This window comes from Nocardioides sp. CFH 31398 (assembly GCF_022436705.1).
Lineage (GTDB): Bacteria > Actinomycetota > Actinomycetes > Propionibacteriales > Nocardioidaceae > Nocardioides.
On sequence record NZ_JAKUHT010000008.1, the window covers coordinates 59,897 to 85,202 of the forward strand.

Here is a 25,306-nt window from a genome sequence, read left to right on the forward strand (position 1 = left end):
TCTTCACCGCCAGGCTCGCTGCACCCTGGCGCACCAGGTGGCCGGAGGCGCGGGGGTTCCGAGAGCACGACCGGGTCGAAAGGGCGTAGCGCGATGCGAGAGCTGTTTCTGGTCGACGGTGATGGCGACGGCGAGGAGTTCGGGTGGCAGGAGCGGGCGCTGTGCGCCCAGACCGACCCGGAGGCCTTCTTCCCCGAAAAGGGCGGGTCCACGCGGGAGGCGAAGAAGGTCTGCCTCACGTGCGAGGTGCGCGACGAGTGCCTGGAGTACGCCCTGGCCCACGACGAGCGCTTCGGCATCTGGGGCGGCCTGTCCGAGCGCGAGCGACGCCGCCTGAAGAAGCTCGCCGTCGTCTGATCCAGCACTGACGCAGGACCACGCTCTGCACGCCGTGGCGGCGTCCGACCCACCGGTGCCGCCGCCGGGCCCGGCCGCCCACACCCACCCTCGTTAGGGTGGTCGGCCGTGGCCGACACTCTCGAGCCCGCCGCCTCCGCCGCCCCCGACGCGGAGACGCCGCGCGGGCGCCCCAGCGCTCTGCTGGGAGAGGTGTCCCCCGACGCTCCCGCCCCGAGCCTGGCCCCCGGCCGGGTCGGCGTCGTCCTCGTCAGCCACGACGGCGCGCGCTGGCTGCCCACCGTCCTCGACGGCCTCGCCTCGCAGCGGCTCACCCCCTGGCGCGTCGTGGGCGTCGACACCGGCAGTCGTGACGACAGCGCCGACCTGCTCGACGCCAGCCCCGCCGTCCACGAGGTGGTGCGGCTGCGCTCCGACGTCGCCTACCCCGCCGCCGTCGCCGCCGGGTACGACGCCCTGCGGGCCCAGGGCCTCACCGAGCAGGACTGGGTCTGGCTGCTGCACGACGACTCCACCCCGGACGCCGCGGCGCTGGAGCAGCTGCTCCTGGCCGCCGGCGCCGACCCCGGCGTGGACCTGCTCGGCCCGAAGCTGCGCGAGTGGCCCTCGCTGCGCCGCCTGCTCGAGCTCGGCGTCACGATCTCCGGCACCGGGCGGCGCGAGACGGGCCTGGAGCGCGGCGAGTACGACCAGGGCCAGCACGACGACCTCCACGACGTCCTCGCCGTCAACACCGCGGGCCTGCTGGTGCGCTCCGAGGCGTGGCAGGCGCTCGGGGGTCTCGACGAGAGGCTGCCCGTCTTCGGCAACGACCTGGACCTCGGGTGGCGCGCCGCTGCGGCCGGCCGCCGCACCGTCGTCGTCCCCGCCGCCGTGGTCTTCCACGCCGAGGCCGCGCACCGTGGCGTCCGCCGCACGCCGCTGACGGGCCGGCACACCCACTACGCGGAGCGCCGGGCGGCCCTCTACACGCTGCTCGTCAACGCCTCCGCCCGCTCGCTTCCCTTCCGCGTGCTCCGGCTCGCCCTCGGCACGCTGGTGCGGATGGTCGGGTTCCTGCTGGTGCGCGCGCCCGGCGAGGCGCTGGACGAGCTCGCCGCCCTCGTGGCGGTCTACCGCCGGCCGGGGGAGGTCCGTGCCGCGCGCCGAGACCGCGCCGCGCGCCGCGACGCCGCCGGCGAGCGGCCGGACCGGTCCGGCGACCTGCTCGCCCCCGCCTGGGTGCCTTACCGCCACGGACTCGACGCGCTCGGCGACCTGGCGTCCGCAGCCACCCAGCAGGCCGCGGACGTCGCCGAGCGCCGCCGCGACGAGCGTGCCGCCGAGCAGGCGGCGCGGACGGGCACCGGGCGACGCAACCGGAACCAGGCGTCCGCCGCGGTGCTGGGCGCCACCGACGAGGACGACGACGCGGCCGCGGTCGCCGAGCGCGGCCCGGTCGCCCGCTTCCTCGCCAGCCCGGTGGCCCTGGCCGTCACGGCGCTGGTGCTCGTCGCCCTCGTGGGCGCCCGCGCGGCGTTCGGACCCGTCGCCGGCGGGGCGCTGGCGCCCGCGCCGTCCGGTGCCGGCGCCTGGTGGGGCCTCCACCTCGCGCCGTGGCACCCCCTGGGGCTCTCGGGCAGCGACGTGCCCGCCCCGCCGTACGTCGTCGTGATGGCGCTGCTCGCGACCCTGCTGCTGGGCAGCGCGACGGCGGCGGTCTCGACCGTGCTCGTGCTCGCCGTGCCCGTCGGCCTGTGGGGCGCCTGGCGCTTCCTGCGCGTCGCCGCGCGCCTGGCCGACCCGGGAGGCGCGCCCCGGTGGCTGCTCGCGGCCGCCTCGGGCGCCTACGCGCTGCTCCCGGCGACGTCCGGGGCGTGGGGCCAGGGACGCCTCGGGGTGGTCGTCGTCACCGCGCTGCTGCCGTGGCTGGCCCACGCGGCGCTCGGCTTCCTCGACCCCGAGCCCGACCGTCGTCGGCGCGCCGGCTGGCGCACCGGTCTGCTGCTGAGCGTCTGCGCTGCGTTCGTGCCCACGACGTGGCTGTTCGCCCTGGCCCTCGTCGTCGTGGTGCTCGTCGTCGGTTTCGTGCTCAGCCCCCGCGGCATGCGTGCGCGCTCCGCGTGGGGCCCGCTGCTGGTGTCCGTCGCCGTCGCGCCGCTGCTGCTCTCCCCGTCGCTGGTGGGGCTGCTCCTCGCCGGCGCGCCCGAGGGCCTGCTGCTCGAGGCCGGGCGGCCCCCGGTCGCCGCCCCCGGCGCGCTCGACCTGCTCACCGGCCGCGTCGGCGGCCCGGACCCCTCCGGGGTCCTCTCCCCGGTCCTGACCTGGCTGGGCGTCGTGCCGGTCGTCCTGGCCCTGCTGGCCCTGGCGGTACGCCGGACGCGGGGCGCCGTGGTCACCTGCTGGGCCGTCGCGCTCGTCATCGTCGCGGTGGCCGCGGGGCTCGCGGCGGTCCGGGTCGACCTGGGCGTCGCCGTGCTGCCCGCGGCGTCGTCGCCGGCCGTCCCGCTGCTCCTCGGCGCGGCCGTGACCGCCGCCGTGGCGGGCGCGGCGGGCGCCAGCGGCGCGGCCCGCCGTCCCGGGCGTGGAGGGGTCGGGCTGGTCGTCGGCGCGGCGCTGGCCCTGGTGGCCGTCGTCGGTGCCGCCGGGTTCGTCCTGGGGGCGACCGGGCAGCCGGGCGACCTCGCCGCCGACGACCCCGTGCCGGCGTACATGACGCAGAGCGCCGAGCGCGCCGACGAGCGCGGTGTCCTCGTCGCGACGGGCGGCCTCGACGAGGGCCTGTCGTACGTCGTCCGGCGCGGCGACGGGACCACGCTGGGGGAGGCGGAGATCGAGGTGCTGAGCGAGCCCGCGGCCGCCGACGCCGCCGTCGTCACCGACCTGCTCGCCACGCCGACCGACGCGGCGGTCGAGGCGCTCCCCGGCGTCGGCCTCGCGTACGTCGTGCTGCCGGCGCCAGCCGACGGACGCGTCGCCGCCGGCCTCGACGCCGTCGACGGCCTGGTCCAGGCCGGGGCGGAGGACCGCGCCACCCGGGCCTGGGAGGTCACCGCGGAGCCCGATCCGGCCGCCCTGGGGACGCCGGACGGCGCCTGGACGGCCTGGGTCCACGCCCTGCTGCTCGTCGTCCAGCTGGTCGCGCTGCTCGTCGTCGCCGTCCTGTGCGGCCCGAGCCGGAGGTCGACGCGATGAGCGGCAAGCGCGCGGCACCGCGCAGGCGACGCCTCGGCCGGGACAGGACCCCGGCGGCTCCCCGCCCGGAGGCGCCCACCCCGGTGGGTGGGCCCACGCCCGAGCCCGCCCGGCCCGCCCCGCGGACCGCGACGCCGTCGCGCCGGGGACCGGCGACGCTGCTCGCCGTCGTCCTGCCGGTCGCGACCCTGGCCGCCGGCCTGCTGGTCGCCCCCGACGCGCCCGAGGAGGCCCCGGCCGCCGCGCCGGCGGCCACCACCCTGGCGGAGCAGACCCTCGTGTGCCCGCCGCCCCCGGCGTCCGGTGCCGCCCCGGTCGTCGTCGGCCGCGAGCCGGCGGGTGACGGCGGCGCCGTGTCGGTCACCGGCCTCGGCGGCGAGCCGGTCGAGGAGGACCTGGACGTCCCCGCCGGCGGGGCCGTCGGACCGGTGCTCGTGCCGGGGGCGCCCGCGGCCCTGAGCGCGGAGGGCGACGCGGCGGCCGGCCTGCTGGGCGGCCGCTTCGGCGAGGAGGCCGTCACGGGCACGGCCTGCGAGCCCACCGCCGCCGACCAGTGGTTCACCGGCCTGAGCGCCGGACCCGAGCGGTCCTCCGTCGTCGAGCTCGTCAACCCCGCGGCCGGTGACGCCGTCGCCGATGTCACCCTGCTCGGCCCCGACGGGCCGCTCGACGTCCCCGACGTGGAGGGCGTCACCGTGCCGGCGGGGGAGCGGGTCAGCCTCGACCTCGGGGCCCTGACGCCCACCGCCGACGACCTGGCGGCCCGCGTCGAGGTGGTCCGCGGCCGCGTCGCGGCGTCCGTGCTCGACACCGCGACCCCGATCGGGGGGACCGAGGTCTCCGAGTGGCTGCCCCGTCAGTCGGCGCCCGCCACGACCTCGCTGCTCCCGGGACTCGTCGGGGGCGAGGGTCCCCGCACGCTCGTCGTCGCCAACCCCGGTGCGGCCGACACCCAGGTCGAGGTGGACGTCGTGACGCCGACCGGCGCCGTGCGGCCCACCGGCGTCCGCACGCTGCAGGTGCCCGCCGGGGGCGTCGAGACCGTGGGCCTGTCCGAGCAGCTGGCGGCCCAGGTCGACCAGGGGGCGGGCGGCGTCCTGCTCCGCTCGGCCGACCCGGTCACCGCGACGCTGCGGGGCGAGGTGCGCGGCGACCTGACGTACGCCGTCCCCGTCGACCCCGCCACGACCGGTGCGGCGCTGCTGCCCGCCGGGGAGTCCCGGGTCCTCCTCACCGCCGACCCCGACGCCGGCTCGCCCAGCACCGCCACGGTCACCGCTCGCGACGCCGACGGTGAGGAGGTGGCGAGCGAGGAGGTCGAGGTCGTGCCCGGCGGTCTCGGCGAGGTCGCCGTCCCCGAGGGGGCGGTCGCCGTCTCGGTGGTCTCGGACGGCGAGGTCGCCGCCGCCGTGGTCGTGCTGCGGGGCGAGGGCAACGTGGTCCTCCCGGTGCGTCCCGCGGTCACCGAGGCGCTCGTCGCGCAGGTCCGCCCCGGCCTGCCCTGACCAGCCCCGACGCCCGCCCCGACGCCCGCCCCGAGACACGCGATCCGTTCTGGCGCGTCCCGCCTCGGCGAGCGCCCCGGACGGGTAGCGTCCCTGCCGTGAACTCCGCCCGTCGCTGCTCGCGCGCCGCGTGCGGCCGCGCCGCGGTCACCACGCTGACCTACGTCTACGCCGACCAGACGGCCGTGGTGGGCCCCCTCGCGACGTACGCCGAGCCGCACGCCTACGACCTCTGCGCGGCCCACAGCGAGCGTCTCTCGGCGCCCCGCGGCTGGGAGATCATGCGGCTCGCGCCGTCCACCGCGCCGAGCGGTCCCTCCACCGACGACCTTCTGGCGCTGGCCGACGCGGTCCGCGCCACGCCCACCCCCGTCGCGCCCGCGGTGGTCGCCGGCACCGATCCCCGCCGCGGCCCGGACGACGACGGGCGGGGCACCCGGCGCGGCCACCTGCGTGTCCTGAGCAGCGACTCCTAGCCACTACCCTCGGGGCATGGTCGATGCCTCCCCGCCGGCGCGGGACCTCACGGCGGTCTTCAAGGCCTACGACGTCCGCGGCCTCGTCGGGACGGAGATCGACGAGGACCTCGCGCGCGCCGTCGGTGCGGCGTTCGTCGCGGTCCTGTCGGCCCCGGCGGTCGTGGTCGGCCACGACATGCGGCCGAGCTCGCCGGGCCTGGCCGGCGCCTTCGCCGACGGGGCCGCCTCGGCCGGCGCCGACGTCACCATGATCGGCCTCGCCTCTACCGACCAGCTCTACTTCGCCTCCGGCCACCTCGACGTCCCCGGGGCGATGTTCACCGCCAGCCACAACCCCGCTCAGTACAACGGCATCAAGCTCTGCCGCGCGGGGGCCCGCCCCGTCGGCCTCGACACCGGGCTCGCCGAGATCCGCGACCGCGTCGCCGAGGCCCTGTCGACCGGCGCCTCGACCGGCACCTCGTCGGGTGCGGGACGCCAGGGGTCGATCACCGAGCACGACGTCCTCGACGCCTACGCCGCCCACCTGCTCGCGCTCGCGCCCGTCGGGGGCAGCCGGCCGCTGCGGGTCGTCGTCGACGCGGGCAACGGCATGGCCGGCCTGACCGCGCCCGCGGTCCTGGACCGCCTCGCGGCCCACCGCGACGGTGCGGTGGAGGTGGTCGGGATGTACCTCGAGCTCGACGGCACCTTCCCGAACCACGAGGCCAATCCGATCGACCCGGCGAACCTCGTGGACCTGCAGCGCCGGGTCACCGAGGTCGGTGCCGACGTCGGGCTCGCCTTCGACGGGGACGCCGACCGCTGCTTCGTGGTCGACGAGGCCGGACGGGCGGTGTCGCCGTCCACCCTGACCGCGCTGATCGCCGCCCGGGAGCTCGCACGCGAGCCCGAGTCGGCGGTGATCCACAACCTCATCACCAGCCGCGCGGTGCCGCAGATCGTCGTCGAGCTCGGCGGCACCCCGGTCCGCACCCGGGTGGGGCACTCCTTCATCAAGGCGACGATGGCGGAGACCGACGCGGTGTTCGGCGGGGAGCACTCCGGGCACTTCTACTTCCGCGACTTCTGGCGCGCCGACTCGGGGATGCTCGCGGCGCTGCACACCCTGGCCGCCCTGGCCGAGGGCGACGCCCCGCTCTCGGCACTGCTCGCCGACTACGAGCGGTACGTCGCCAGCGGCGAGATCAACTCGACCGTCGACGACCAGGCGGCCGTGCTCGGCGTCCTCGAGTCGACGTACGGCGGCCGCGAGGGCGTCACCACCGACCACCTCGACGGGCTCACGGTCGAGGCGGAGCGCTGGTGGTTCAACGTGCGGGCCTCCAACACCGAGCCGCTGCTGCGGCTGAACGCCGAGGGAGAGGACGAGGAGACCATGACCGCCATCCGCGACGAGGTGCTCGCCGTGATCCGGGGCGGTGCCGCGTGAGCGTCGACCCGCAGCTGCTCGACATCCTGGCCTGCCCCGACTGCCGCAGCCCGCTGCGCGAGGAGGGTGACACCCTCGTCTGCACCGGCTGCGGCCTGGTCTACCCGGTCCGCGACGGCATCCCCGTCCTGCTGGTCGACGAGGCCACCCGACCCGGCTGAGGAGGCCCGGTGCCCTGGTTCGACGAGTCCCGCCTGGACGACGAGCGCGCCCTCGCCGCCGCGGACGCGCAGCTGCGCGGACTGGCCGAGTCCGGCGCCCGCCTGCGCCGGGCCACGCTCGAGGCGGCCGAGGACGCCGACGTGGCCGCGGCGCTGTCGCGCGAGCTCGAGCCGCCGCGCGCCGTCCTGGTGCTGGGGCCCGAGGCCGAGCTCGTCCGCACGGTCCTCGCCCGCACCGCCGGGGTCCCGGTCGTGGCGTGGGAGGCCGGCGAGCTGCCCGGCTGGGTCGGCGGCGCGGACCTGGCCGTGGTCCTGGCCCCCGAGGGCGCCCCCGACGCCGGCATCGTGCCGCTGGTCGCCGCGGCGGTCCGCCGGGGCTGCCAGGTCCTGGCCGTCGCGCCCGGCGGCTCGCCCGTGGCGGACCACGCCCGCGGCCGGTGGTCCACCGTGCTGACCGCCGGCTCGCGGGAGCCGGTGACCGTCGCGCTGCTGGCGCTGGCCCACCTCGGGCGCACCGGGCTCGGCCCCGCCCTGGACCTCGACGCCCTCGCCGACGCCCTCGACGCCGTCGCCGTCGACTGCTCGCCGTACCGCGACTCCGGCGTGAACCCGAGCAAGATCGCCGCGGTCGGCCTCGCCGAGACCGTGCCGCTCGTCAGCCCCCGGGCGGCGACCCCCCTCGGCCTCGACGCCGCCGACCGGGTCGGCGCGACCCTGCGCCGCATCACGGGTCTGCCGGTCGTGGCCGGTCCCGCCGCCGACGTCCTGCCGGTGCTCGAGGCGACCCCCACCCGCACGGTCTTCGACGACCCGTACGACGACGACGGCGCCGGCGGGGCCGCCGTCCGCCCGTCGCTGCTCCTGCTCGGCCCGCCCGAGGACGCCGGGGCCCGCGGGGCGTCCGGGGCAGCCGGCGGACCCGACCTCCACGAGGTCGCCGACGGGCGCGGCGTCCGCGTGGTCGAGGTCGGGGAGGACCCGCTCGACGACCTCGTGGCCCACGCCGCCACGGTCCTCCGCGCCACGTACGCCGCCACCTACCTCCGCCTGGGCACGACCGACTGACCGCCGAGTCGGCACGTCTGCGCAGCTGTCGTGGCCTCGGAGATTCTGACCGGGCGGTGGTCGGTCTCGTGGGGACCCTGCGGTCCGAAGAACGAAGGCCGACCCGCGGCCGCGGCCCCCGCCGGACCCTGACTCGGTCACGGACGGTCGCGACGCCCCGGGTCTGCGCAGACGTGCCGACTCGACGCCTCTGGGGTGCGCAGACGTGCCGACTCGACGCCTCTGGGGTGCGCAGACGTGCCGACTCGACGCCTCTGGGGTGCGCAGACGTGCCGACTCGGCGTCAGTGGCCGATGCGGGCGCGCACCTTCTCCGGCAGCGCCGCGATCGCGGCGACGACGACCGCACCGACGAGGAGGCCCAGGACGGCGGAGGCGAGGGTGTTGACCAGCCAGCCGGCGACCGCGCCGACGGCGCCGAGGGCGTCGTGGACGGCGACCTCGACGTGGTGCACCGCGTCGTACGGCGCCGCGAACCCGAGCTCCCCCATCCCGACGAGCAGGATGTGGCCGCCCACCCACAGCATCGCGGCGGTGCCCACGACCGAGACCACGGCCATGACCTTCGGCATGCCGCGCACGAGGGAGCGACCGAAGCGCTGCGCCGCGGGGGAGGGACGCCGGGTGAGGGCGAGGCCGACGTCGTCGACCTTCACGATCACCGCGACCACGCCGTAGACGAGCACCGTGATGCCGATGGCGACCACCACGAGGATGGCGGCGCGCGACCAGAAGGCCTCCGCGGCGACCTCGTTCAGCGAGATGACCATGATCTCGGCCGACAGGATCAGGTCGGTGCGGATGGCCCCGGAGACCATCCGCTTCTCGGCCTCCTCGGGCGTCTCGTCGACCGAGGACACCTCGGCCGTCGCCGGGCCGTGGTGCTCACCGGCGGGGCGGACCTTGTGCCAGACCTTCTCCGCGCCCTCGTAGCAGAGGAACGCCCCGCCGAGCATGAGGATCGGGGTCAGCAGCCAGGGCAGGAACTGCGAGAGCAGCAGGGCCGCGGGCAGGATGATCAGCAGCTTGTTGCGCAGCGACCCGACCGCGATCTTGCGGATCATCGGGAGCTCGCGCTCGGCGGCGACGCCCTGGACGTACTGCGGGGTCACCGCCGCGTCGTCCACCACGACCCCCGCCGCCTTCACGCTCGCCCGGCCCGCGGCGGCGCCGACGTCGTCGATCGAGGCGGCCGCCATCCGCGAGAGCGCGGCGACGTCGTCGAGCAGGGCGAACAGTCCGCTGGCCATGGCCGCAGGCTACCGAGATCCGGCGGCCGCGGAGGGTCGCGAGGATTCCCGCCCGGCGGGGCCCCCGCCTTACCGTGGAAGAACTACAGGACCACGAACGGGAGTGAGTCATGGACTACAAGGTCGCCGACCTGACCCTGGCCGACTACGGCCGCACGGAGATCACCCTCGCCGAGAACGAGATGCCCGGCCTCATGGCCATGCGCGAGCGGTACGGCGCCTCGAAGCCGCTCGCCGGGGCCCGCGTCACCGGCTCGCTCCACATGACGGTGCAGACCGCGGTCCTGATCGAGACCCTGGTCGAGCTCGGCGCCGAGGTGCGCTGGGCCTCCTGCAACATCTTCTCCACGCAGGACCACGCCGCCGCGGCGGTCGTCGTCGGCCGCCCCGAGTCCGGCGGCACCCCCGAGGCCCCCGCCGGCGTCCCGGTGTTCGCCTGGAAGGGCGAGACGCTGGAGGAGTACTGGTGGTGCACCGAGCAGGTCCTCGACTGGGGCCAGGGCGTCGAGCCCAACATGATCCTGGACGACGGCGGTGACGCCACCCTGCTCGTCCACCTCGGCGTCGAGGCGGAGAAGACCGGCACGGCCCCCGACCCGGCCACCGCCACCAGCCACGAGCAGCGCGTCATCTTCGACGTCATCGCCCGCTCGCTGACCGAGGACGCCGAGCGCTTCACCCGCATCGCCAACGAGGTCAAGGGCGTCACCGAGGAGACCACCACCGGCGTCCTGCGCCTCTACGACCGGATGCGCGAGGGCTCGCTGCTCTTCCCGGCGATCAACGTCAACGACTCGGTCACCAAGTCGAAGTTCGACAACAAGTACGGCTGCCGCCACTCGCTGATCGACGGCATCAACCGCGGCACCGACGTCCTCATCGGCGGCAAGGTCGCCGTGGTCTGCGGGTACGGCGACGTCGGCAAGGGCTGCGCGGAGTCGCTGCGCGGCCAGGGCGCCCGCGTCATCGTCACCGAGATCGACCCGATCTGCGCGCTGCAGGCCGCGATGGACGGCTACCAGGTCACGACGCTCGCCGACGTCCTGCCGACCGCGGACATCATCGTCACCGCCACCGGCAACAAGGCCGTGGTCACCGTCGACGACATGCGTCGCATGAAGAACCAGGCGATCGTCGCCAACATCGGCCACTTCGACAACGAGATCGACATGGCCGGCCTCGAGGCCGAGGGCGTCGCGACCCGCAAGAACGTGAAGCCGCAGGTCGACGTCTGGACCTTCAACGAGGGCGAGGGCGCCGGCACCTCCATCATCGTGCTGTCCGAGGGCCGCCTGATGAACCTCGGCAACGCGACCGGCCACCCGTCGTTCGTCATGTCGAACTCGTTCACCAACCAGGTGCTGGCGCAGATCGAGCTCTTCACGCGCACCGAGGAGTACCCGGTCGGCGTCTACGTGCTGCCCAAGCACCTCGACGAGGAGGTCGCCCGTCTGCACCTGGGTGCCCTGGGCGTGAAGCTGACCGAGCTCAGCCAGGACCAGGCGGACTACCTGGGCGTGCCGGTCGCCGGCCCGTTCAAGTCCGAGGCGTATCGTTACTGAGGCTCATGACAGACATCCCTCACCGTGGCCGCGTGCTCGTGGTCGACGACGACGCCTCGCTCGGCGAGATGTTGTCGATCGTGCTGCGCCAGGAGGGCTTCGACTCCCGCATCTGCACGCGGGGTGACCGGGCGCTCGCGGAGTTCCGCGACTACAAGCCGGACGTCCTGCTGCTCGACCTGATGCTGCCGGGCCGCGACGGGATCGACGTCTGCCGCGAGATCCGCGCGGAGTCCGGCGTCCCGATCGTGATGCTCACGGCGAAGGGCGACACCGTCGACGTGGTCGTCGGCCTCGAGTCCGGGGCCGACGACTACGTCGTCAAGCCGTTCAAGCCGAAGGAGCTGGTGGCCCGGGTCCGCGCCCGCGTGCGCCGGCTCGAGCCGCCCGGCCCGGAGACGCTGCGGATCGGGGACCTCGAGATCGACGTCGCCGGCCACACGGTCACCCGCGCCGGACGCTCCCTGTCCCTGACCCCGCTCGAGTTCGACCTCCTGGTCGCCCTGGTCCGCAAGCCCGGCCAGGTCTTCAGCCGGGAGGTGCTCCTCGAGCAGGTGTGGGGCTACCGCCACGCCGCCGACACGCGGCTGGTGAACGTGCACGTCCAGCGGCTCCGGTCGAAGGTCGAGACCGACCCGGAGAACCCGGAGATCGTGGTGACCGTGCGCGGTGTCGGCTACAAGGCCGGCACGCCCACCGCGGCCTGAGATGGCCTCGACCACGGCCCCGGACGCCGTGGACCGGACCCCCCGGGCCCCGCGGTCCGACGACGACCGCGCGGACGTCACCCCGCGACGCAGCCCGGGACGCTCGCTGCGGGCGGGCCTCACCGTCTGGCGCCGCTCGATCCAGGTCCGGGTCGTGGCGAGCACGATGGCCCTGTCGGCCCTCGTCGTCGGCGCGGTCGGCTGGTTCCTGCTGCAGCAGACGCGCGACGGCCTGCTCGACGACCGCGTCGAGGCCGTGGTCGCCGAGGCCGCCAACGAGACCGCGGAGGCGCAGGACCGGCTGCTCGCGGCCAGCGGCACGGACGCCGACGCCGCCGGCCAGCGGGTGCAGCTGATCGAGCCCATCGTCAACCGCGGCGAGGCCCGCGGGTTCGCCGTCGTCCTCGCCGGGCCGACGGAGGCGGGGGAGTCGCTGAGCGAGGCGGGCGACACTCAGTTCACCCCGGGGCTCGACGTCTCGAGCGTGCCGCCGGCCCTCGTGGCGCACTTCTCCGACTCGTCCGCCCCGGCGTGGACCTACGGCCGCATCCGCCGCGAGGACGACCGTGGCCGCTCGCGCAGCGACCCCGCGGTCGTGGTGGGCTCGCAGGTCGAGCTGCCCGCCGACGGCGAGACGTACACGCTCTACTACCTCTTCCCGCTCGAGGACGAGCAGGAGACGCTCGCGCTGGTCACGCGCGCGCTGCTCACCGCCGCGGTCCTGCTGCTGCTCCTCGTCGGCGGTGTCACCTTCCTGGTCACCCGCCAGGTCGTGACCCCCATCCGGCTAGCCCGGCAGGTCGCGGAGCGGCTCGCCGCCGGTCGCCTGACCGAGCGGCTGCGGGTCTCCGGGGAGGACGACCTGGCCCGGCTGGCGACCTCCTTCAACCAGATGGCCTCGAACCTGCAGACCCAGATCCGCCAGCTGGAGGAGCTGAGCCGGCTGCAGCGCCGGTTCGTCTCCGACGTCTCCCACGAGCTCCGGACGCCGCTGACCACCGTCCGCATGGCCAGCGACGTCCTCTACGACGCCCGCGAGACCTTCCCGGGCGGCACCGGCCGGGCGGCCGAGCTGCTGCAGACGGAGCTCGACCGCTTCGAGGTCCTCCTGGCGGACCTGCTGGAGATCAGCCGCTTCGACGCCGGCGCCGCCGTGCTGGAGATCGAGGACGTCGACCTCGCCGACGTGGCGCGCCGCGTCGTCGACGTGACCCGGCCCCTCGCCGAGGCGCGAGGCGTCAGCGTCGTGGTCGACGCCCCGGCGTCGGGTGTCCGGGCCGAGGCCGACGCCCGGCGGGTCGAGCGCATCATCCGCAACCTCGTCACCAACGCGATCGACCACGCCCGGCCCGCGCCGCCCGCCTCGGACGGGCCCGCGGGCGACGTGGTCGTCCGGGTCGCCGGGGACGACCGCGCGGGGTCCGTGGCCGTCCGCGACTACGGGGTCGGGCTGGAGTCCGGCGAGTCCGCGATGGTCTTCAACCGCTTCTGGCGCGCCGACCCCGCCCGTGCCCGGACCTCGGGCGGCACCGGCCTGGGCCTGTCGATCTCCCTCGAGGACGCCCACCTGCACGGCGGCTGGCTGCAGGCCTGGGGCCGTCCGGGGGCCGGCGCCCAGTTCCGGCTGACCCTGCCCCGTCGCAACGGCGGGGAGCTGCGGCAGAGCCCCCTGCCGCTCGTCCCCACCGACGCAGGAGTGCGCCGATGACCCCGCACCGCAGCCGGCGCGTGGTCCTCCCCGCGCTCCTCCTCGCCCTGGCCGTGCTGGCCTCGGGGTGCGTCCGCCTGCCGGTCTCCGGCCCGGTGGTGGCCGAGTCCGCCGAGACGAGCCGCACGGAGATGCCGGGCACGTTCTACGTGCCCAGCGGGCCCCAGGCCGGGGAGTCGCCGACCGACATCGTCCGGCACTTCATGGAGGCCATGACCGCGACGCCCCTGCAGACCGGCGTCGCCCGGGAGTTCCTCACCGACGACGCCGCCGCGGCGTGGGAGCCCGACCGCGAGACCATCACGTACGCCGGCGCGCTGCGCCCGACCGGCGGCACCGAGGTGCGGCTGAGGCTGCCGGAGGCCAACCGCCTGGACCGCGGCGGGACGTGGCTCGGCGAGCTCGAGGGCCCGGCGTCGATCCTGGGCTTCCCCATGGCCCGGGTCGAGGGGGAGTGGCGCATCGCCGACGCCCCCGACGCGCTGGTCGTGCCGGAGACCTGGTTCGAGGACCGCTTCCGCCCCGTCTCCCTCTACTTCTTCGACCCCGAGGCCGAGATCCTCGTGCCCGAGCCGGTGTTCGTGCCGGACGGCGAGCAGCTCGCCACGACGCTGGTGCGGCGGCTGCTCGACGGGCCGCGGGTGCGGGGGGTCTCGCGGACCTTCCTGCCGCCGGACGCCTCCCTCGGGCTGTCCGTCACGGTCTCGCGCACCGGGCTCGCCGAGGTCGCGCTCGAGGGCGGCGGTCGCTCGGTGGCCGACCCCGAGGTCGCCTCGCTCCTGCTGACCCAGCTGGGCTGGACCCTGCGCCAGGACCCGTCCATCGAGTCATTCCGGCTGCTGGTCGGCGGTGAGCCGGTCCGGCTGCCGGACGGCGCCTCGCAGGTGCCCGTCGACGTCGGCGGGGAGTACGCACCCTGGGTGTCGGCCAGCAGCAGCCGGCTGTTCGGCATCCTCGACGGGGCCGTGGTCGACGTCAGCCCCGGCGAGGGCACCGTGCCGGTCGCCGGGCCCCTCGGCAGCGGCGACGTCGCGGTGCGCGAGATCGCGGTCGACATGGCCGGCGACCGCCTGGCGGCGGTCGAGGAGGACGGCACCTCGATCGTCCTCGGCGCCGTCGACGACGACGGGACCGACGTCCGCACCGTCCTGTCGGGAGGGGAGGACCTCGGCAAGCCGTCGTGGGACCACCTCGGCCGGCTGTGGACCCTCGACCGCACCGCCGACGGCGCCCGCGTCTCCCTCGTCGCCGGTCGCGGTGGTGGCGGCGGCGTGCGCGAGCTGTTCGTCCCCGGGGTCACCGGGCTCGACGTCAAGCGCATGATCGTCTCCCGCGACGGCTCGCGCCTGGTCACCGTGGTCCGCGGGCCCCGGGGCGACCGCGTCCAGGTCAGCCGCATCCGGTACGGCGAGGAGGGCGACGTCAGCCTCCCCACCACCCCCCGGGTCGTGTTCGAGGGCGACGAGGAGCCCGTGCGGGTCGTCGACGTCGCCTGGTCGTCGCCGACGACGTTGGACGTCGTCGACTCGACGCAGCGGATCTGGTCGGTGACCGACGTGCCCGTCGACGGGTCCGGCGCCAACGCCGACGACCAGACCCCGCTCGCGCTCGACCGGACCCCGGTGTGGCGCGTCGCGAGTGCGCCGGAGGACGGTCTGCCCGCCTTCGTGGTCACCGCCGACGGTGCCGAGGTGCTCGGCAGCCTCCGCAGCGCCGAGGACGAGATCGACCCCAGGGTGCGCGGCCTGACGTACGTCGGCTGAGCACCGCGACCACCGCGCCACCTGTCGTCCCCAGGCGCGGGGGGAACCCCCTCCTCCCCAGGCCGTCGTCCGGGCCCGGCGCGCGGCGGCGCGCGCGTGGTGGGCTGCGGAGGTGCGCGCGGGTCGGGGAGCAGACGAGGGACCCGGCGGCCCGCTGCGCGTCACCGAGGCGTGCGCGGACCTGCTGACCGGCGCGGCCTGCCTGGGCTGCGCGCGGCCCGGGCGGCTGCTGTGCCACGACTGCCGCGCCGCGCTGCCCGTCCACCCGGTCCCCGCCGTCCTCGACCCCACCCCGCCTGGCCTCGCCCCGACCTGGGCGGCCGCGGCGTACGACGGCGTCGTCCGCGACCTGGTCGTGCACCACAAGGAGCGCCGTCGCCTGTCGCTGCGTCCGCCGCTGGCGGACCTGCTCACCCGCGCCGTGCGGGCGGCCGCCCCCGGGAGGGACGCCGTCCTGCTCGTCGCGGTGCCCAGCCGCCGCGCCGTGGTCCGGGCCCGGGGGCACGACCCGCTCGGCACGCTAGTTGCCCTGGCGGCGCGCCGGCTGCGTCGCCAGGGCGTGCCCGCCCGGCCGTTCCGGCTGCTGGCCCCCCACGGCGCCGTGGCCGACCAGGCCGGCCTCGACGCCGCCGCCCGTGCCGCCAACCTCGCCGGCTCGATGTGGTGCCCCGGGGCGCGCCGGCTCCCCGCGTCGGCGGCGGGGTCCCGGCTGGTGGTCTGCGACGACGTGGTCACGACGGGCGCGACGCTGGCCGAGGCGCAGCGCGCCCTGGCGGCGGTGGGCCTGCCCGTCACGGGCCACGCGGTCGTCGCCGCCACCCTCCGCCGCCACCCGCCGCCGGCGCCCGCGCGGCCCGACCGTCCGGATCGCCTTCCGTGGGTGGGCCGCGCGTACTAACGTCTCGACATGGAGTCCGTCCCGGCCCGTGGCAGGTGCCGTCGGCACGCCGCGACCGGGTCGTCGCGCGCGACGGGGACGCACTCCGCGCCCCTCCTCGGCGCGTCCGCGGGACTCCGCCAGCCCGTCACGAAAGCCCCGTCCGGGGCACGAACGAGGGAGGTCTCAGCATGGAGGTCGTCGTCAGCGCTCGGCACTGTGAGGTGTCCGAGGGCTTCCGCGCCCACGTCGAGGAGAAGCTCGCCCGACTCGAGAAGCACGACCACCGCATCATGCGGATCCAGGTCGAGGTCTCGACGGAGCGCAACCCGCGCCAGCACGACCAGGCGGTCCGCGTCGAGCTGACCGCCTTCTCCCGCGGACCGGTCATCCGGGCGGAGGCGGCCGCCGAGGACAAGATGGGCGCACTCGACCTCGCCATGGACAAGATGGCCTCGCAGATGCGCAAGGCGAACGACCGCCGGCGCGTCCACAAGGGCCGCACCGCCGTCGCGGTGGGCCAGGCGCCCGCCGACGTCGAGCTGCCGTCCCTCGACGGCGCCGGCACCGGGGCCGAGGACGGCGTCACCTCCCGTCACGTCGGCCCGATCGAGGTCACGGGCGACGGGCCCCTGGTGGTGCGGGAGAAGAGCCACCCCGCCGAGCCGATGACGCTCGACCAGGCGCTCTACGAGATGGAGCTCGTGGGCCACGACTTCTACCTGTTCGTCGACAAGGAGAGCGAGCGGCCCTCGGTGGTCTACCGCCGCCGTGGCTACGACTACGGCGTCATCTCGCTCGAGCTCGGGGCCTGAGCCGACCCCTCACCGGCGACGACGCGCCGCCGGCGCTGCCGGCCCCCGGGTCGGCGCCACCGTGACAGGATGCGGTGGTGGCCGATCCGGGGAGCGTCGACGCCGCGGTGAGCGTGCTCGTCGCGGACGACCAGGAGCTCTTCCGCCGCGGGCTGGCCCTGCTCCTCGACGGCCAGGACGGACTGTCCGTCGTCGCGACGGCCTCCGACGCCGAGGGCGCCGTGGCCGAGGCCGCGCGCACGACACCGGACGTCGTCGTCCTCGAGGGCCGCATGTCCGGCCGGGGCGGGCTGGAGGCCTGCCGCCGGATCACGGCGCGGCACCCCGGCGTCCGGGTGATCGTGCTCAGCACCTCCGACGACGAGGCCGACCTGTTCGAGGCGGTCCGCGGTGGGGCCCTCGGCTACCTGCTGAAGGACGCCTCGCTGCCCGAGCTTGTCCAGGCGGTCCAGGTCGTCGCCGCGGGCCAGTCGCTCATCAGCCCCGCGATGGCGGCCAAGCTCGTCAGCGGCTTCCGCGAGGCCGAGGTCGAGGAGGAGAACCCGTCCGGCGCGGCACGGCTCACCGCCCGAGAGCTCGAGGTCCTCACCCACGTCGCCCGCGGTCTGGCGAACCGGGAGGTCGCCGCCCGTCTGTCCATCAGCGAGAACACGGTCAAGAACCACGTCCGCAACATCCTCGAGAAGCTCGGGCTGCACTCGCGCATGGAGGCCGTCATGTACGCGATGCGCACCAAGCTGCTCGACATGCCGTGAGCGCGGCGTGACGGTGGGATGACGGCGGTCCAGCACCTCACCCGGGCGCGGGCCCGCCGGGTCGCGCTCGCGGCGCAGGGGTTCACCGACCCCGAGCACGCGACGCCGACGATGCGCACGTTCGAGCGAGCGGTGCGCCGCACCGGCGTCCTGCAGGTCGACTCGGTCAACGTGCTGGCCCGCGCCCACCTGGTGCCCGTCTACTCCCGCGTCGGCCCGTACGACGTCGACCTGCTGCGACGGGCCTCCGAGGTCCGTCCGCGCCGCGTCGTGGAGTACTGGGCCCACGTCCAGGCGTTCATGCCGGTCGACCTGTGGCCCCACATGCGCCACCGCATGGCTGCGCACCGTGCCCGTCACGAGCAGGACGGCCCGCGCTGGCCGGCGTCCGTCGAGGCCGACGTCCTCGCCGAGGTCGCGGCCCGCGGCCCGGTGACCGCGCGGGACCTGGACGACGGCACGCCGCGTCGCACCGACCACTGGGGGTGGAACTGGAGCCGGGCGCGCCAGGTCCTCGACCTGCTCTACCGCACCGGCGAGGTCGCCATCGCGGGCCGGAACCGCCAGTTCGAGGTCCTCTACGACCTGCCCGAGCGGGTCCTGCCCCCCGCCGTGCTGGCGACCCCCACCCCCGACCCGGACGAGGCGGCGCGCGAGCTCGTCCGGCGGGCGGCGCGCTCCCACGGCGTCGCCACCGCCGGGTGCCTGCGCGACTACTACCGGATGGCCCCCGCCGCGGCCGCCACGGCGGTCGCGGAGCTCGTGGACGCCGGGGAGCTGCTGCCGGCCGCCGTCGAGGGCTGGGAGCGCCCGGCGTACCTGCACGCCGACGCGAGGGTGCCGTGCCGCGTGGGGGCCCGCGCCCTGCTCAGCCCCTTCGACCCGGTCGTGTGGGAGCGGGAGCGCACCGAGCGGCTGTTCGGGTTCCGCTACCGCATCGAGATCTACGTCCCCGCGACCAAGCGGGTGCACGGGTACTACGTACTGCCGTTCCTGCTCGGCGACCGGCTGGTCGCGCGGGTCGACCTCAAGGCCGACCGGGTCACCGGCCGCCTGCTCGTCCAGGGCTCGTACGCCGAGCCCACCGGTCCCGAGGCGGCCTCCGGTCGCGGCGGGGCGGGGGCGCCGACGACGCCCGAGGTGGCCGACGCCCTGGCCCTCGAGCTGGGCCGGATGGCGACCTGGCTGGGTCTGGGGTCGGTCGTGGTCGCCGAGCGCGGCGACCTCGCCGTGGCCCTCGCGGCCGCGGTGGCGCATCACCGGATCGGGTGAGCGCGGGTGGTCCGGGCGGCCCATGGCGACCGACCGGGCCCCGGCCTAGGTTCCGTGTCGTGCCGGTCAAGGACCTCGCGCTGGCGGCCCTGCTGGGCCCCGGCCTCGTCGTCGGCGTCGCCACCACCCTCGACGGCGCCGGCGTGCTGGACGTCGAGGGACTGCTGCGACGCGTCGTCGCGGTCGTGGCCGTCGTCCTCGCCCTCGGCGTCCTCGTGCTGCTCGGGGGCCTCCGCCGGGCGCAGGCGGCCCGGAGCCGCCCGCGACGACGGGCCCCCGCGGCCTGATCGCGGCTCTGCCCCGCGCCGGGGGGCGGTTAGAGTTGACGACGGCCCCGGCCCCGTGGGGGACCGGCCCGGCCAGTCACTCGTCCCGAACCCCAGGAGTCACCCGCCGTGCCCGCCATCATCGACAAGCTCCTCCGCATCGGCGAGGGCAAGATCCTTCGCGAGCTCCAGGCGATCTCGAAGGCGGTCAACGCCATCGAGGACGACTACAAGGAGATGAGCGACGAGGAGCTCGCGGGCCAGACCGAGGAGTTCCGCAAGCGGCTCGCCGACGGCGAGACCCTCGACGACATCATGCCGGAGGCGTTCGCGACCGTCCGCGAGGCCGCGAGCCGGGTGATCGGCCAGCGGCACTACGACGTGCAGATCATGGGCGGCGCGGCGCTGCACCTCGGCAACATCGCCGAGATGAAGACCGGTGAGGGCAAGACGCTGGTCGCCACGCTGCCGTCGTACCTCAACGCCCTGGAGGGCAAGGGCGTCCACGTCGTCACGGTCAACGACTACCTGGCGAAGTACCACGCGGAGTGGATGGGCCGCGTGCACCACTTCCTCGGCCTCACCACGGGCGTCGTCGTCCCGCAGATGCGTCCCTCCGAGCGCCGCGAGGCCTACGCCTGCGACATCACCTACGGCACGAACAACGAGCTCGGCTTCGACTACCTGCGCGACAACATGGCCGGCTCGGTCGAGGAGTGCGTGCAGCGTGGCCACAACTTCGCGATCGTCGACGAGGTCGACTCGATCCTGATCGACGAGGCCCGGACGCCGCTGATCATCTCCGGCCCGACGCAGGACGAGGTCCGCTGGTACGGCGAGTTCGCGCGGATCGTCAAGAAGATGGAGCGCGAGGTCGACTACGAGGTCGACGAGAAGAAGCGCACCATCTCCGTCCTCGAGCCGGGCATCACGAAGGTCGAGGACCACCTCGGCATCGACAACCTGTACGAGTCGGCGAACACGCCCCTGATCTCGTTCCTCAACAACGCGATCAAGGCCAAGGAGCTGTTCCGCAACGACAAGGAGTACGTCGTCATGAACGGCGAGGTGCTCATCGTCGACGAGCACACCGGCCGCATGCTGTCGGGCCGCCGCTACAACGACGGCCTGCACCAGGCGATCGAGGCGAAGGAGGGCGTGACGATCCGCGAGGAGTACCAGACCCTCGCGACGATCACGCTGCAGAACTACTTCCGCCTCTACGACAAGCTGTCCGGGATGACCGGCACGGCGATGACCGAGGCCAGCGAGTTCGACAAGACCTACGGCCTCGGCGTCGTCCCGATCCCCACCAACAAGGCGATGGTGCGCCAGGACAGGGCCGACCTCGTCTACCGCACCGAGGACGCCAAGTACGAGGCGGTCGTCGAGGACATCGCCGAGCGCCACGAGAAGGGCCAGCCCATCCTCGTCGGCACCGCCTCGGTCGAGAAGTCCGAGCAGCTGAGTGTGCTGATGAAGAAGAAGGGCATCCCGCACACCGTCCTGAACGCGAAGGTCCACGCCGACGAGGCGAAGATCGTCGCGATGGCCGGCCACAAGGGTGCCGTCACGGTCGCCACCAACATGGCCGGTCGAGGCACCGACATCATGCTCGGTGGCTCGGTCGAGTTCCTCGCCGACCAGGAGCTGCGCAAGAAGGGCCTCGAGCCCGCCGGCGAGACCGCCGACCAGTACGAGGCCGAGTGGCCCGAGACGCTGGAGCGGCTGAAGAAGCAGGTCGCGACCGAGCACGACGAGGTCAAGGACCTCGGCGGCCTGTACGTCGTCGGCACCGAGCGCCACGAGTCCCGCCGCATCGACAACCAGCTGCGTGGTCGCTCCGGCCGCCAGGGCGACCCGGGCGAGTCCCGGTTCTACCTGTCGCTGCAGGACGAGCTCATGCGGCTGTTCAAGTCCGACTGGGTCGACCGGGTGCTGCAGGTCCTCAAGGTGCCGGACGACGTCCCGATCGAGAACAAGCGCGTCACCGGGGCCATCGCCAGCGCGCAGGGGCAGGTGGAGTCGCAGAACTTCGAGTCCCGCAAGAACGTCCTCAAGTACGACGACGTGATGAGCCGCCAGCGCGAGGTCATCTACGGCGAGCGCCGCCAGGTGCTCGAGGGCGCCGACCTCAAGGAGCAGGTGCGCGGCTTCCTCGACGACGTCGTCGAGGGCTTCGTCATGGGCGCCACGATGGAGTACGCCGAGGACTGGGACCTCGAGGCGCTGTGGACGCAGCTGGGCCAGGTCTTCCCGATCTCCATCGACCGCGAGGAGATGGTCGAGAAGGCGGGCGGCCAGGCGGCCCTGTCGCGGGAGGTCCTCGTGGAGGACCTGCGCGCCGACGCGCACCGGGCGTACGACGCCCGCGAGGCCGAGGTCGGCGAGGACGTCATGCGGGAGCTCGAGCGCCGCGTGCTGCTCTCCGTGCTCGACCGCAAGTGGCGCGAGCACCTCTACGAGATGGACTACCTCCGCGAGGGCATCCACCTGCGCGCCTACTCGCAGCGTGACCCGCTGGTGGAGTACCAGCGCGAGGGCTTCGACATGTTCAGCGCCATGATGGACGGCATCAAGGAGGAGACCGTCGGCTTCCTGTTCAACCTCGAGGTCGAGGTCGAGCAGCACGACGACCACGAGCACGTCCTGGTCGCCGACCCCGACGGCACCCTCGGCGGTGAGCTCGACGGTGACCTGCCCGAGGAGGGCGACGAGGACGACGCCGAGGTCGCGACCGTCGGCGCCACCGCGCGCACCCGGCCGGACGCGCCGCAGATCCGCGCCAAGGGGCTCGAGCCGCAGCGCTCGAACCAGCCGCTGTCCTACACCGCCCCGTCGGAGGACGGCGAGGCCGAGGTCCGCACCGAGGCCCCGGCCGCGAGCGACGACCCCTTCGCCGGCACCGGCCGCAACGCGCTGTGCCCCTGCGGGTCCGGCAAGAAGTACAAGCGCTGCCACGGCGGCCCCGGCGGCGGCCCGACCGGCACCACCACGCGCGCCGGCGGCTGACGGCCCCCGGGCACGACGAGGGGAGGCGGGCGTGCCCCGGCGCGTGGTGCTGCACGTCGGCGCGATGAAGACGGGCACGACGTTCCTGCAGTCGGTGCTCGACGTGCACCGTGCGGCGCTGGCGGCCGCGGGGACGACGTACCCGGAGACCAGCGTGCACGCGGTGCGGGCGCTGCTGGGCAACGACGGGTCGTCGGAGCCCGACCCGTCCCGCTGGCGGGAGCTGGCGGCGTCCACCGACGGTGACCTGCTCGTCTCCATGGAGTTCATGAGCTTCGCCGGCCCCCAGCAGGTCGCCCGCCTGCTCGAGCCGTTCGCCGGCGACCGGGTCGAGGTCGTCGTCGGGGTCCGGGACCAGCGGCGGACCCTCGGGGCCCAGTGGCAGACCTACTGCCGCAACCGCGGGCTGCTCCCGTGGGGCGACTGGCTGCGCGCCATCCGTGGCGAGGGCGACGACGACGCGCCGGGGGCGCGGCGGGCGCGACGCGCCTGGGACCGCGCCCAGCGGGTGCCGGGCGTGCTGGACCGCTGGAGCGACTCCGGCGCCGACCGCCTCGCGGTCCTCACGGTGCCACCGTCCGGGACGGACCCGCTCGTGCTGTGGGACCGGTTCAGCCGGGCCGCCCGTCTGCCGGCGATCGACGTCGACCTGGCCGGCGTCCGCAGCAACCCGTCGCTGGGCCTCGGGTCGACCGAGCTGCTGCGGCGGATGAACCCCCACCTGGTCGACCTGCGGCCCTGGCCCTACCGCCAGGCCGTCCGGGACCTCGCCCGGGCGGTGCTCGTCCCGCGCCGGCCCCAGGAGTCCGCGATCGTGCCCGACGGCGTCGCCGTGCGGCGCGCCCTGGAGGCGAACGCCCGGGTCCGGGAGCGCCTCGCCGCCGGCCGGTCCGCCGAGCCCGCCGTCGAGGTCGTGGGGGAGGAGACCGACCTCCCGGTCGCCGGCGAGGTGGGACCCGTCGACGCGGACCAGCCGGCGTCGGTGTGCGACGACGCCGAGGTCGAGGCGGCAGCCCGTGACGCCCACCGTCACCTGACCGGGGCCGACGCGCCGTCCGGGCTGGGTCCCGACGACCTGGTGCGCCGGGTCGCCGGGTCCCTGCAGGAAGCTGCACGCCGCTGACAGGGCCCACGGCGCGTGGTCGGATGTGTTCCATGTCGACGCCACGCACCCTTCGCCGCTCGCTCTCGTCACTCCTGACGGCGGGAGCGCTCGCCGCCTCGTCGTTGCTCGTGCTGGCGCCCGCCGCGTCGGCCGAGTACGGCGTCGTCGCCGACCGTGGCGGGTCCTCCGACGGCGAGATCACCGACAGACGCGACTCCTACGGCGAGATCAGCCGGGTGGAGGTCAACTTCCAGCAGCAGCGGCTGGTCGTCCGGGTGCGGTCGATCGCCGGCGACCGCGGGGCGGACTTCTGGAACGTCTGGATCGACACCTCCCGCACCGGCGCGAAGCCCCAGCGCCTGGTGCAGTACGCCGCGCCGTACGGGCCGGAGCGCTACGCCACCGCGTACGCGACGCGGGCCTGGTCGCCCTTCCCCCCGCGCGACACGGCGGTCTGCGGGCAGGTGGCTCGCAAGGTCACCCGGGACCGCGGCCCCGTCGTGGAGGTGCGGATTCCGCTGCGGTGCCTGCCGGCCGGGAGCGAGCGGGCCCGCGTCTCGGTCGGCACCTTCATGGAGTACGGCAACGCGGACTGGGCCCCCGCCCGGCGCGCCTGGAGCCGCTGGTTCTCGCGAGGCTGAGCCTCGCGCGGCTGAGCCTCAGGCGAACTCGAGCGCGCAGCACTGCCATCGGCCGCCGACGAGCTCGAAGCGGGCGGCGATGGCACGGGAGCGCTCGCCGTGGCGGACGTGGATGCTGGTCTCCGCGGCGTCGCGGCCGACGAAGCTGGTGCGGACGCCGAGGACCTGCGCTCGCGCGGCCGCACGCCGCGGTCGGCCCTGGCCGGGCAGGTGCCCCCCGGCGCGGGCGACCAGGTGCGCCCGGCGGGCGAGGTCGGCGTACACCGGCGGGGTGGTCCAGCGCAGCAGCTGGCTGACCGGTCGGTCGCCGGCGACGACCTCGACCACGGACTGCGCGTAGCGCCAGGTCCAGGACTCGAGCTCGCGGCGTCGCTGCCGGTCGATCGGGACGACGTCCGCGTCGGCCTCCTGCGGGCGCCGGGTCCCGGCGGGCGCCTCCGGCGCCGGCGGCGGGTCGAGCCGCGGCACGAGGTCGAGGGCGAGCGTCCCCTGCACGGTCGGGATGTCGGTCATGGCTCCTCCTGGTCACCGGGCTGGTCGTGGGGCTGGGTGGGGTCGGTCCGGCTGGTCCCGCCGCCGGGGGAGCGCAGGTGCTGCCCGGGCAGGATGAGGTCGGGGTCGGGCCCGACGACGTCGGCGTTGGCGGCCCAGATCGCGCGCCAGCGGGCGTCGACCTCGGCGTCCGTGGGGCCGGGGGTGCCGTGACGGGCGCGGAGCTGCGCGGCCGCGAGGTCCCACAGGGTCTCCCCGGGCCGGACCACGTGGACCCCGTCGTCGGTGGGGCCGTCCGCCCGCGGGGTCCTCGGCGATTCCGGAGGGGCGTCGCGTGGCCGGGTCCGCTCCTGGGGGCCCCGCGCGCCCGGTCGGGTGTCCGAGCGGGGGCGGTCCGGCAGCGGGAGGCCGTGGAGGTCGGGGCCGTCGGAGGCCGGCGCCGGGACGGCCCCGTTCGACGCGAGCGAGCCGCCGTCCACCGGGACGGGGCGGGGGAGCGGGTCGGCGGAGGCCGGCACCGTCATGCCGGCGACGAGGCTGCCCGTCACCGCCGCGCCGCAGGCCGTGAGCAGTCCCCGGCGCAACCACGCGGGGCACCCGGGCACCCGGGCGGCGCGTGCGCCCCGCGCGGCGTCGAGCGCGACCAGCCCGGCGACGGTCCACAGCCACCCGAGGGCGGCCACGGTGGCGGTGGACGCGATCCAGACGAGCAGGTCCTCGAGGGTGCGCGTGCGCCACGAGCCGTCCCCCAGGGCAGCGAGTGCGGCGAGGAGCTCGGGCAGCACGAGGGTGCCGAGCGCCCCGGCGGCCGTGCCGACCCCGAGCCAGACGGCCAGGCACCGCAGGGCGGGTGCCGGGCCGGCGGACGGCGACAGCGGGACCATGGCGCAAACCCTTCGTTTGGCTCTG

General features: G+C 75.5%; 22 protein-coding genes. 19 read left to right on the forward strand and 3 right to left on the reverse strand.

What is annotated here, in order from left to right; all coding sequences use genetic code 11:
- Positions 1 to 93: 93 nt before the first annotated feature.
- The 7 genes from MJ876_RS07895 to MJ876_RS07925 all read left to right on the forward strand — a co-directional run bounded on the left by MJ876_RS07895 (position 94) and on the right by MJ876_RS07925 (position 8,173).
- Complete coding sequence (locus MJ876_RS07895) at positions 94 to 357, forward strand: WhiB family transcriptional regulator (RefSeq protein WP_240235717.1); 264 nt, start codon at positions 94 to 96, stop codon at positions 355 to 357.
- Positions 358 to 465: 108 nt separating this feature from the next.
- On the forward strand, positions 466 to 3,531 hold the full coding sequence (locus tag MJ876_RS07900) for a glycosyltransferase (RefSeq protein ID WP_240235718.1): 3,066 nt from the start codon (positions 466 to 468) through the stop codon (positions 3,529 to 3,531).
- Complete coding sequence (locus tag MJ876_RS07905; RefSeq protein ID WP_240235719.1) at positions 3,528 to 5,036, forward strand: DUF5719 family protein; 1,509 nt, start codon at positions 3,528 to 3,530, stop codon at positions 5,034 to 5,036. Before MJ876_RS07900 ends, MJ876_RS07905 begins: the two co-directional genes overlap by 4 nt.
- A 98-nt stretch (positions 5,037 to 5,134) precedes the next feature.
- Entirely contained in the window at positions 5,135 to 5,512 is a 378-nt protein-coding gene (locus tag MJ876_RS07910; RefSeq protein WP_240235720.1) for a DUF3499 domain-containing protein, read from the forward strand.
- A gap of 16 nt (positions 5,513 to 5,528) precedes the next feature.
- Complete coding sequence (locus MJ876_RS07915) at positions 5,529 to 6,947, forward strand: phosphomannomutase/phosphoglucomutase (protein ID WP_240235721.1); 1,419 nt, start codon at positions 5,529 to 5,531, stop codon at positions 6,945 to 6,947.
- A complete protein-coding gene (locus MJ876_RS07920; RefSeq protein ID WP_240235722.1) occupies positions 6,944 to 7,108 on the forward strand; it encodes a Trm112 family protein in 165 nt (54 codons plus the stop codon). The genes MJ876_RS07915 and MJ876_RS07920 overlap by 4 nt, the downstream gene beginning before the upstream one ends.
- Before the next feature lie 9 nt (positions 7,109 to 7,117).
- Positions 7,118 to 8,173, forward strand: a complete 1,056-nt coding sequence (locus MJ876_RS07925; protein WP_240235723.1) for a hypothetical protein — start codon at positions 7,118 to 7,120, stop codon at positions 8,171 to 8,173.
- 283 nt (positions 8,174 to 8,456) lie between these two features.
- On the opposite strand, the gene MJ876_RS07930 is transcribed toward MJ876_RS07925, so the two are convergent.
- Entirely contained in the window at positions 8,457 to 9,422 is a 966-nt protein-coding gene (locus tag MJ876_RS07930) for a DUF808 domain-containing protein (protein ID WP_240235724.1), read from the reverse strand.
- Between the two features lie 110 nt (positions 9,423 to 9,532).
- Here MJ876_RS07930 and ahcY point away from each other — a divergent pair, with 110 nt between their 5' ends.
- The 12 genes from ahcY (at position 9,533) to MJ876_RS07990 (ending at position 23,905) form a co-directional block, all read left to right on the forward strand.
- The gene (ahcY, locus tag MJ876_RS07935) at positions 9,533 to 10,984 is read left to right on the forward strand and encodes an adenosylhomocysteinase (protein WP_240235725.1); all 1,452 of its coding nucleotides are present in this window, start codon (positions 9,533 to 9,535) and stop codon (positions 10,982 to 10,984) included.
- A 5-nt stretch (positions 10,985 to 10,989) separates the two neighbouring features.
- Positions 10,990 to 11,691, forward strand: a complete 702-nt coding sequence (gene mtrA, locus MJ876_RS07940) for an MtrAB system response regulator MtrA (protein ID WP_240235726.1) — start codon at positions 10,990 to 10,992, stop codon at positions 11,689 to 11,691.
- A 1-nt stretch (position 11,692) separates the two neighbouring features.
- Positions 11,693 to 13,399 carry an MtrAB system histidine kinase MtrB gene (gene mtrB, locus MJ876_RS07945; RefSeq protein ID WP_240235727.1) on the forward strand — a complete coding sequence of 569 codons (1,707 nt, stop codon included), beginning with the start codon at positions 11,693 to 11,695 and terminating at the stop codon, positions 13,397 to 13,399.
- Positions 13,396 to 15,162 (forward strand): LpqB family beta-propeller domain-containing protein, encoded by a 1,767-nt coding sequence (locus MJ876_RS07950; RefSeq protein WP_240235728.1) that lies wholly within the window; start codon positions 13,396 to 13,398, stop codon positions 15,160 to 15,162. Before mtrB ends, MJ876_RS07950 begins: the two co-directional genes overlap by 4 nt.
- 112 nt (positions 15,163 to 15,274) lie before the next feature.
- Positions 15,275 to 16,060, forward strand: coding sequence for a ComF family protein (locus MJ876_RS07955; RefSeq protein ID WP_240235729.1), 786 nt, complete (start codon positions 15,275 to 15,277; stop codon positions 16,058 to 16,060).
- Positions 16,061 to 16,230: 170 nt separating this feature from the next.
- Positions 16,231 to 16,854, forward strand: a complete 624-nt coding sequence (hpf, locus tag MJ876_RS07960; RefSeq protein ID WP_240235730.1) for a ribosome hibernation-promoting factor, HPF/YfiA family — start codon at positions 16,231 to 16,233, stop codon at positions 16,852 to 16,854.
- A gap of 77 nt (positions 16,855 to 16,931) precedes the next feature.
- Positions 16,932 to 17,609 carry a response regulator transcription factor gene (locus MJ876_RS22160; protein WP_240235731.1) on the forward strand — a complete coding sequence of 226 codons (678 nt, stop codon included), beginning with the start codon at positions 16,932 to 16,934 and terminating at the stop codon, positions 17,607 to 17,609.
- Between the two features lie 18 nt (positions 17,610 to 17,627).
- A complete protein-coding gene (locus MJ876_RS07970; RefSeq protein ID WP_240235732.1) occupies positions 17,628 to 18,881 on the forward strand; it encodes a winged helix-turn-helix domain-containing protein in 1,254 nt (417 codons plus the stop codon).
- Positions 18,882 to 18,940: 59 nt separating this feature from the next.
- Positions 18,941 to 19,168, forward strand: a complete 228-nt coding sequence (locus MJ876_RS07975; RefSeq protein WP_240235733.1) for a hypothetical protein — start codon at positions 18,941 to 18,943, stop codon at positions 19,166 to 19,168.
- A 108-nt stretch (positions 19,169 to 19,276) separates the two neighbouring features.
- Positions 19,277 to 22,159, forward strand: coding sequence for a preprotein translocase subunit SecA (secA, locus tag MJ876_RS07980; RefSeq protein ID WP_240235734.1), 2,883 nt, complete (start codon positions 19,277 to 19,279; stop codon positions 22,157 to 22,159).
- A gap of 31 nt (positions 22,160 to 22,190) precedes the next feature.
- Positions 22,191 to 23,282, forward strand: coding sequence for a hypothetical protein (locus MJ876_RS07985; RefSeq protein ID WP_240235735.1), 1,092 nt, complete (start codon positions 22,191 to 22,193; stop codon positions 23,280 to 23,282).
- 32 nt (positions 23,283 to 23,314) lie between these two features.
- Complete coding sequence (locus MJ876_RS07990; RefSeq protein ID WP_240235736.1) at positions 23,315 to 23,905, forward strand: hypothetical protein; 591 nt, start codon at positions 23,315 to 23,317, stop codon at positions 23,903 to 23,905.
- An 18-nt stretch (positions 23,906 to 23,923) separates the two neighbouring features.
- Here MJ876_RS07990 and MJ876_RS07995 read toward each other — a convergent pair whose 3' ends face one another.
- A complete protein-coding gene (locus MJ876_RS07995; RefSeq protein WP_240235737.1) occupies positions 23,924 to 24,418 on the reverse strand; it encodes an Rv3235 family protein in 495 nt (164 codons plus the stop codon).
- Positions 24,415 to 25,281, reverse strand: coding sequence for a LysM peptidoglycan-binding domain-containing protein (locus MJ876_RS21615; protein WP_275694643.1), 867 nt, complete (start codon positions 25,279 to 25,281; stop codon positions 24,415 to 24,417). Before MJ876_RS21615 ends, MJ876_RS07995 begins: the two co-directional genes overlap by 4 nt.
- Between the last annotated feature and the right edge of the window lie 25 nt (positions 25,282 to 25,306).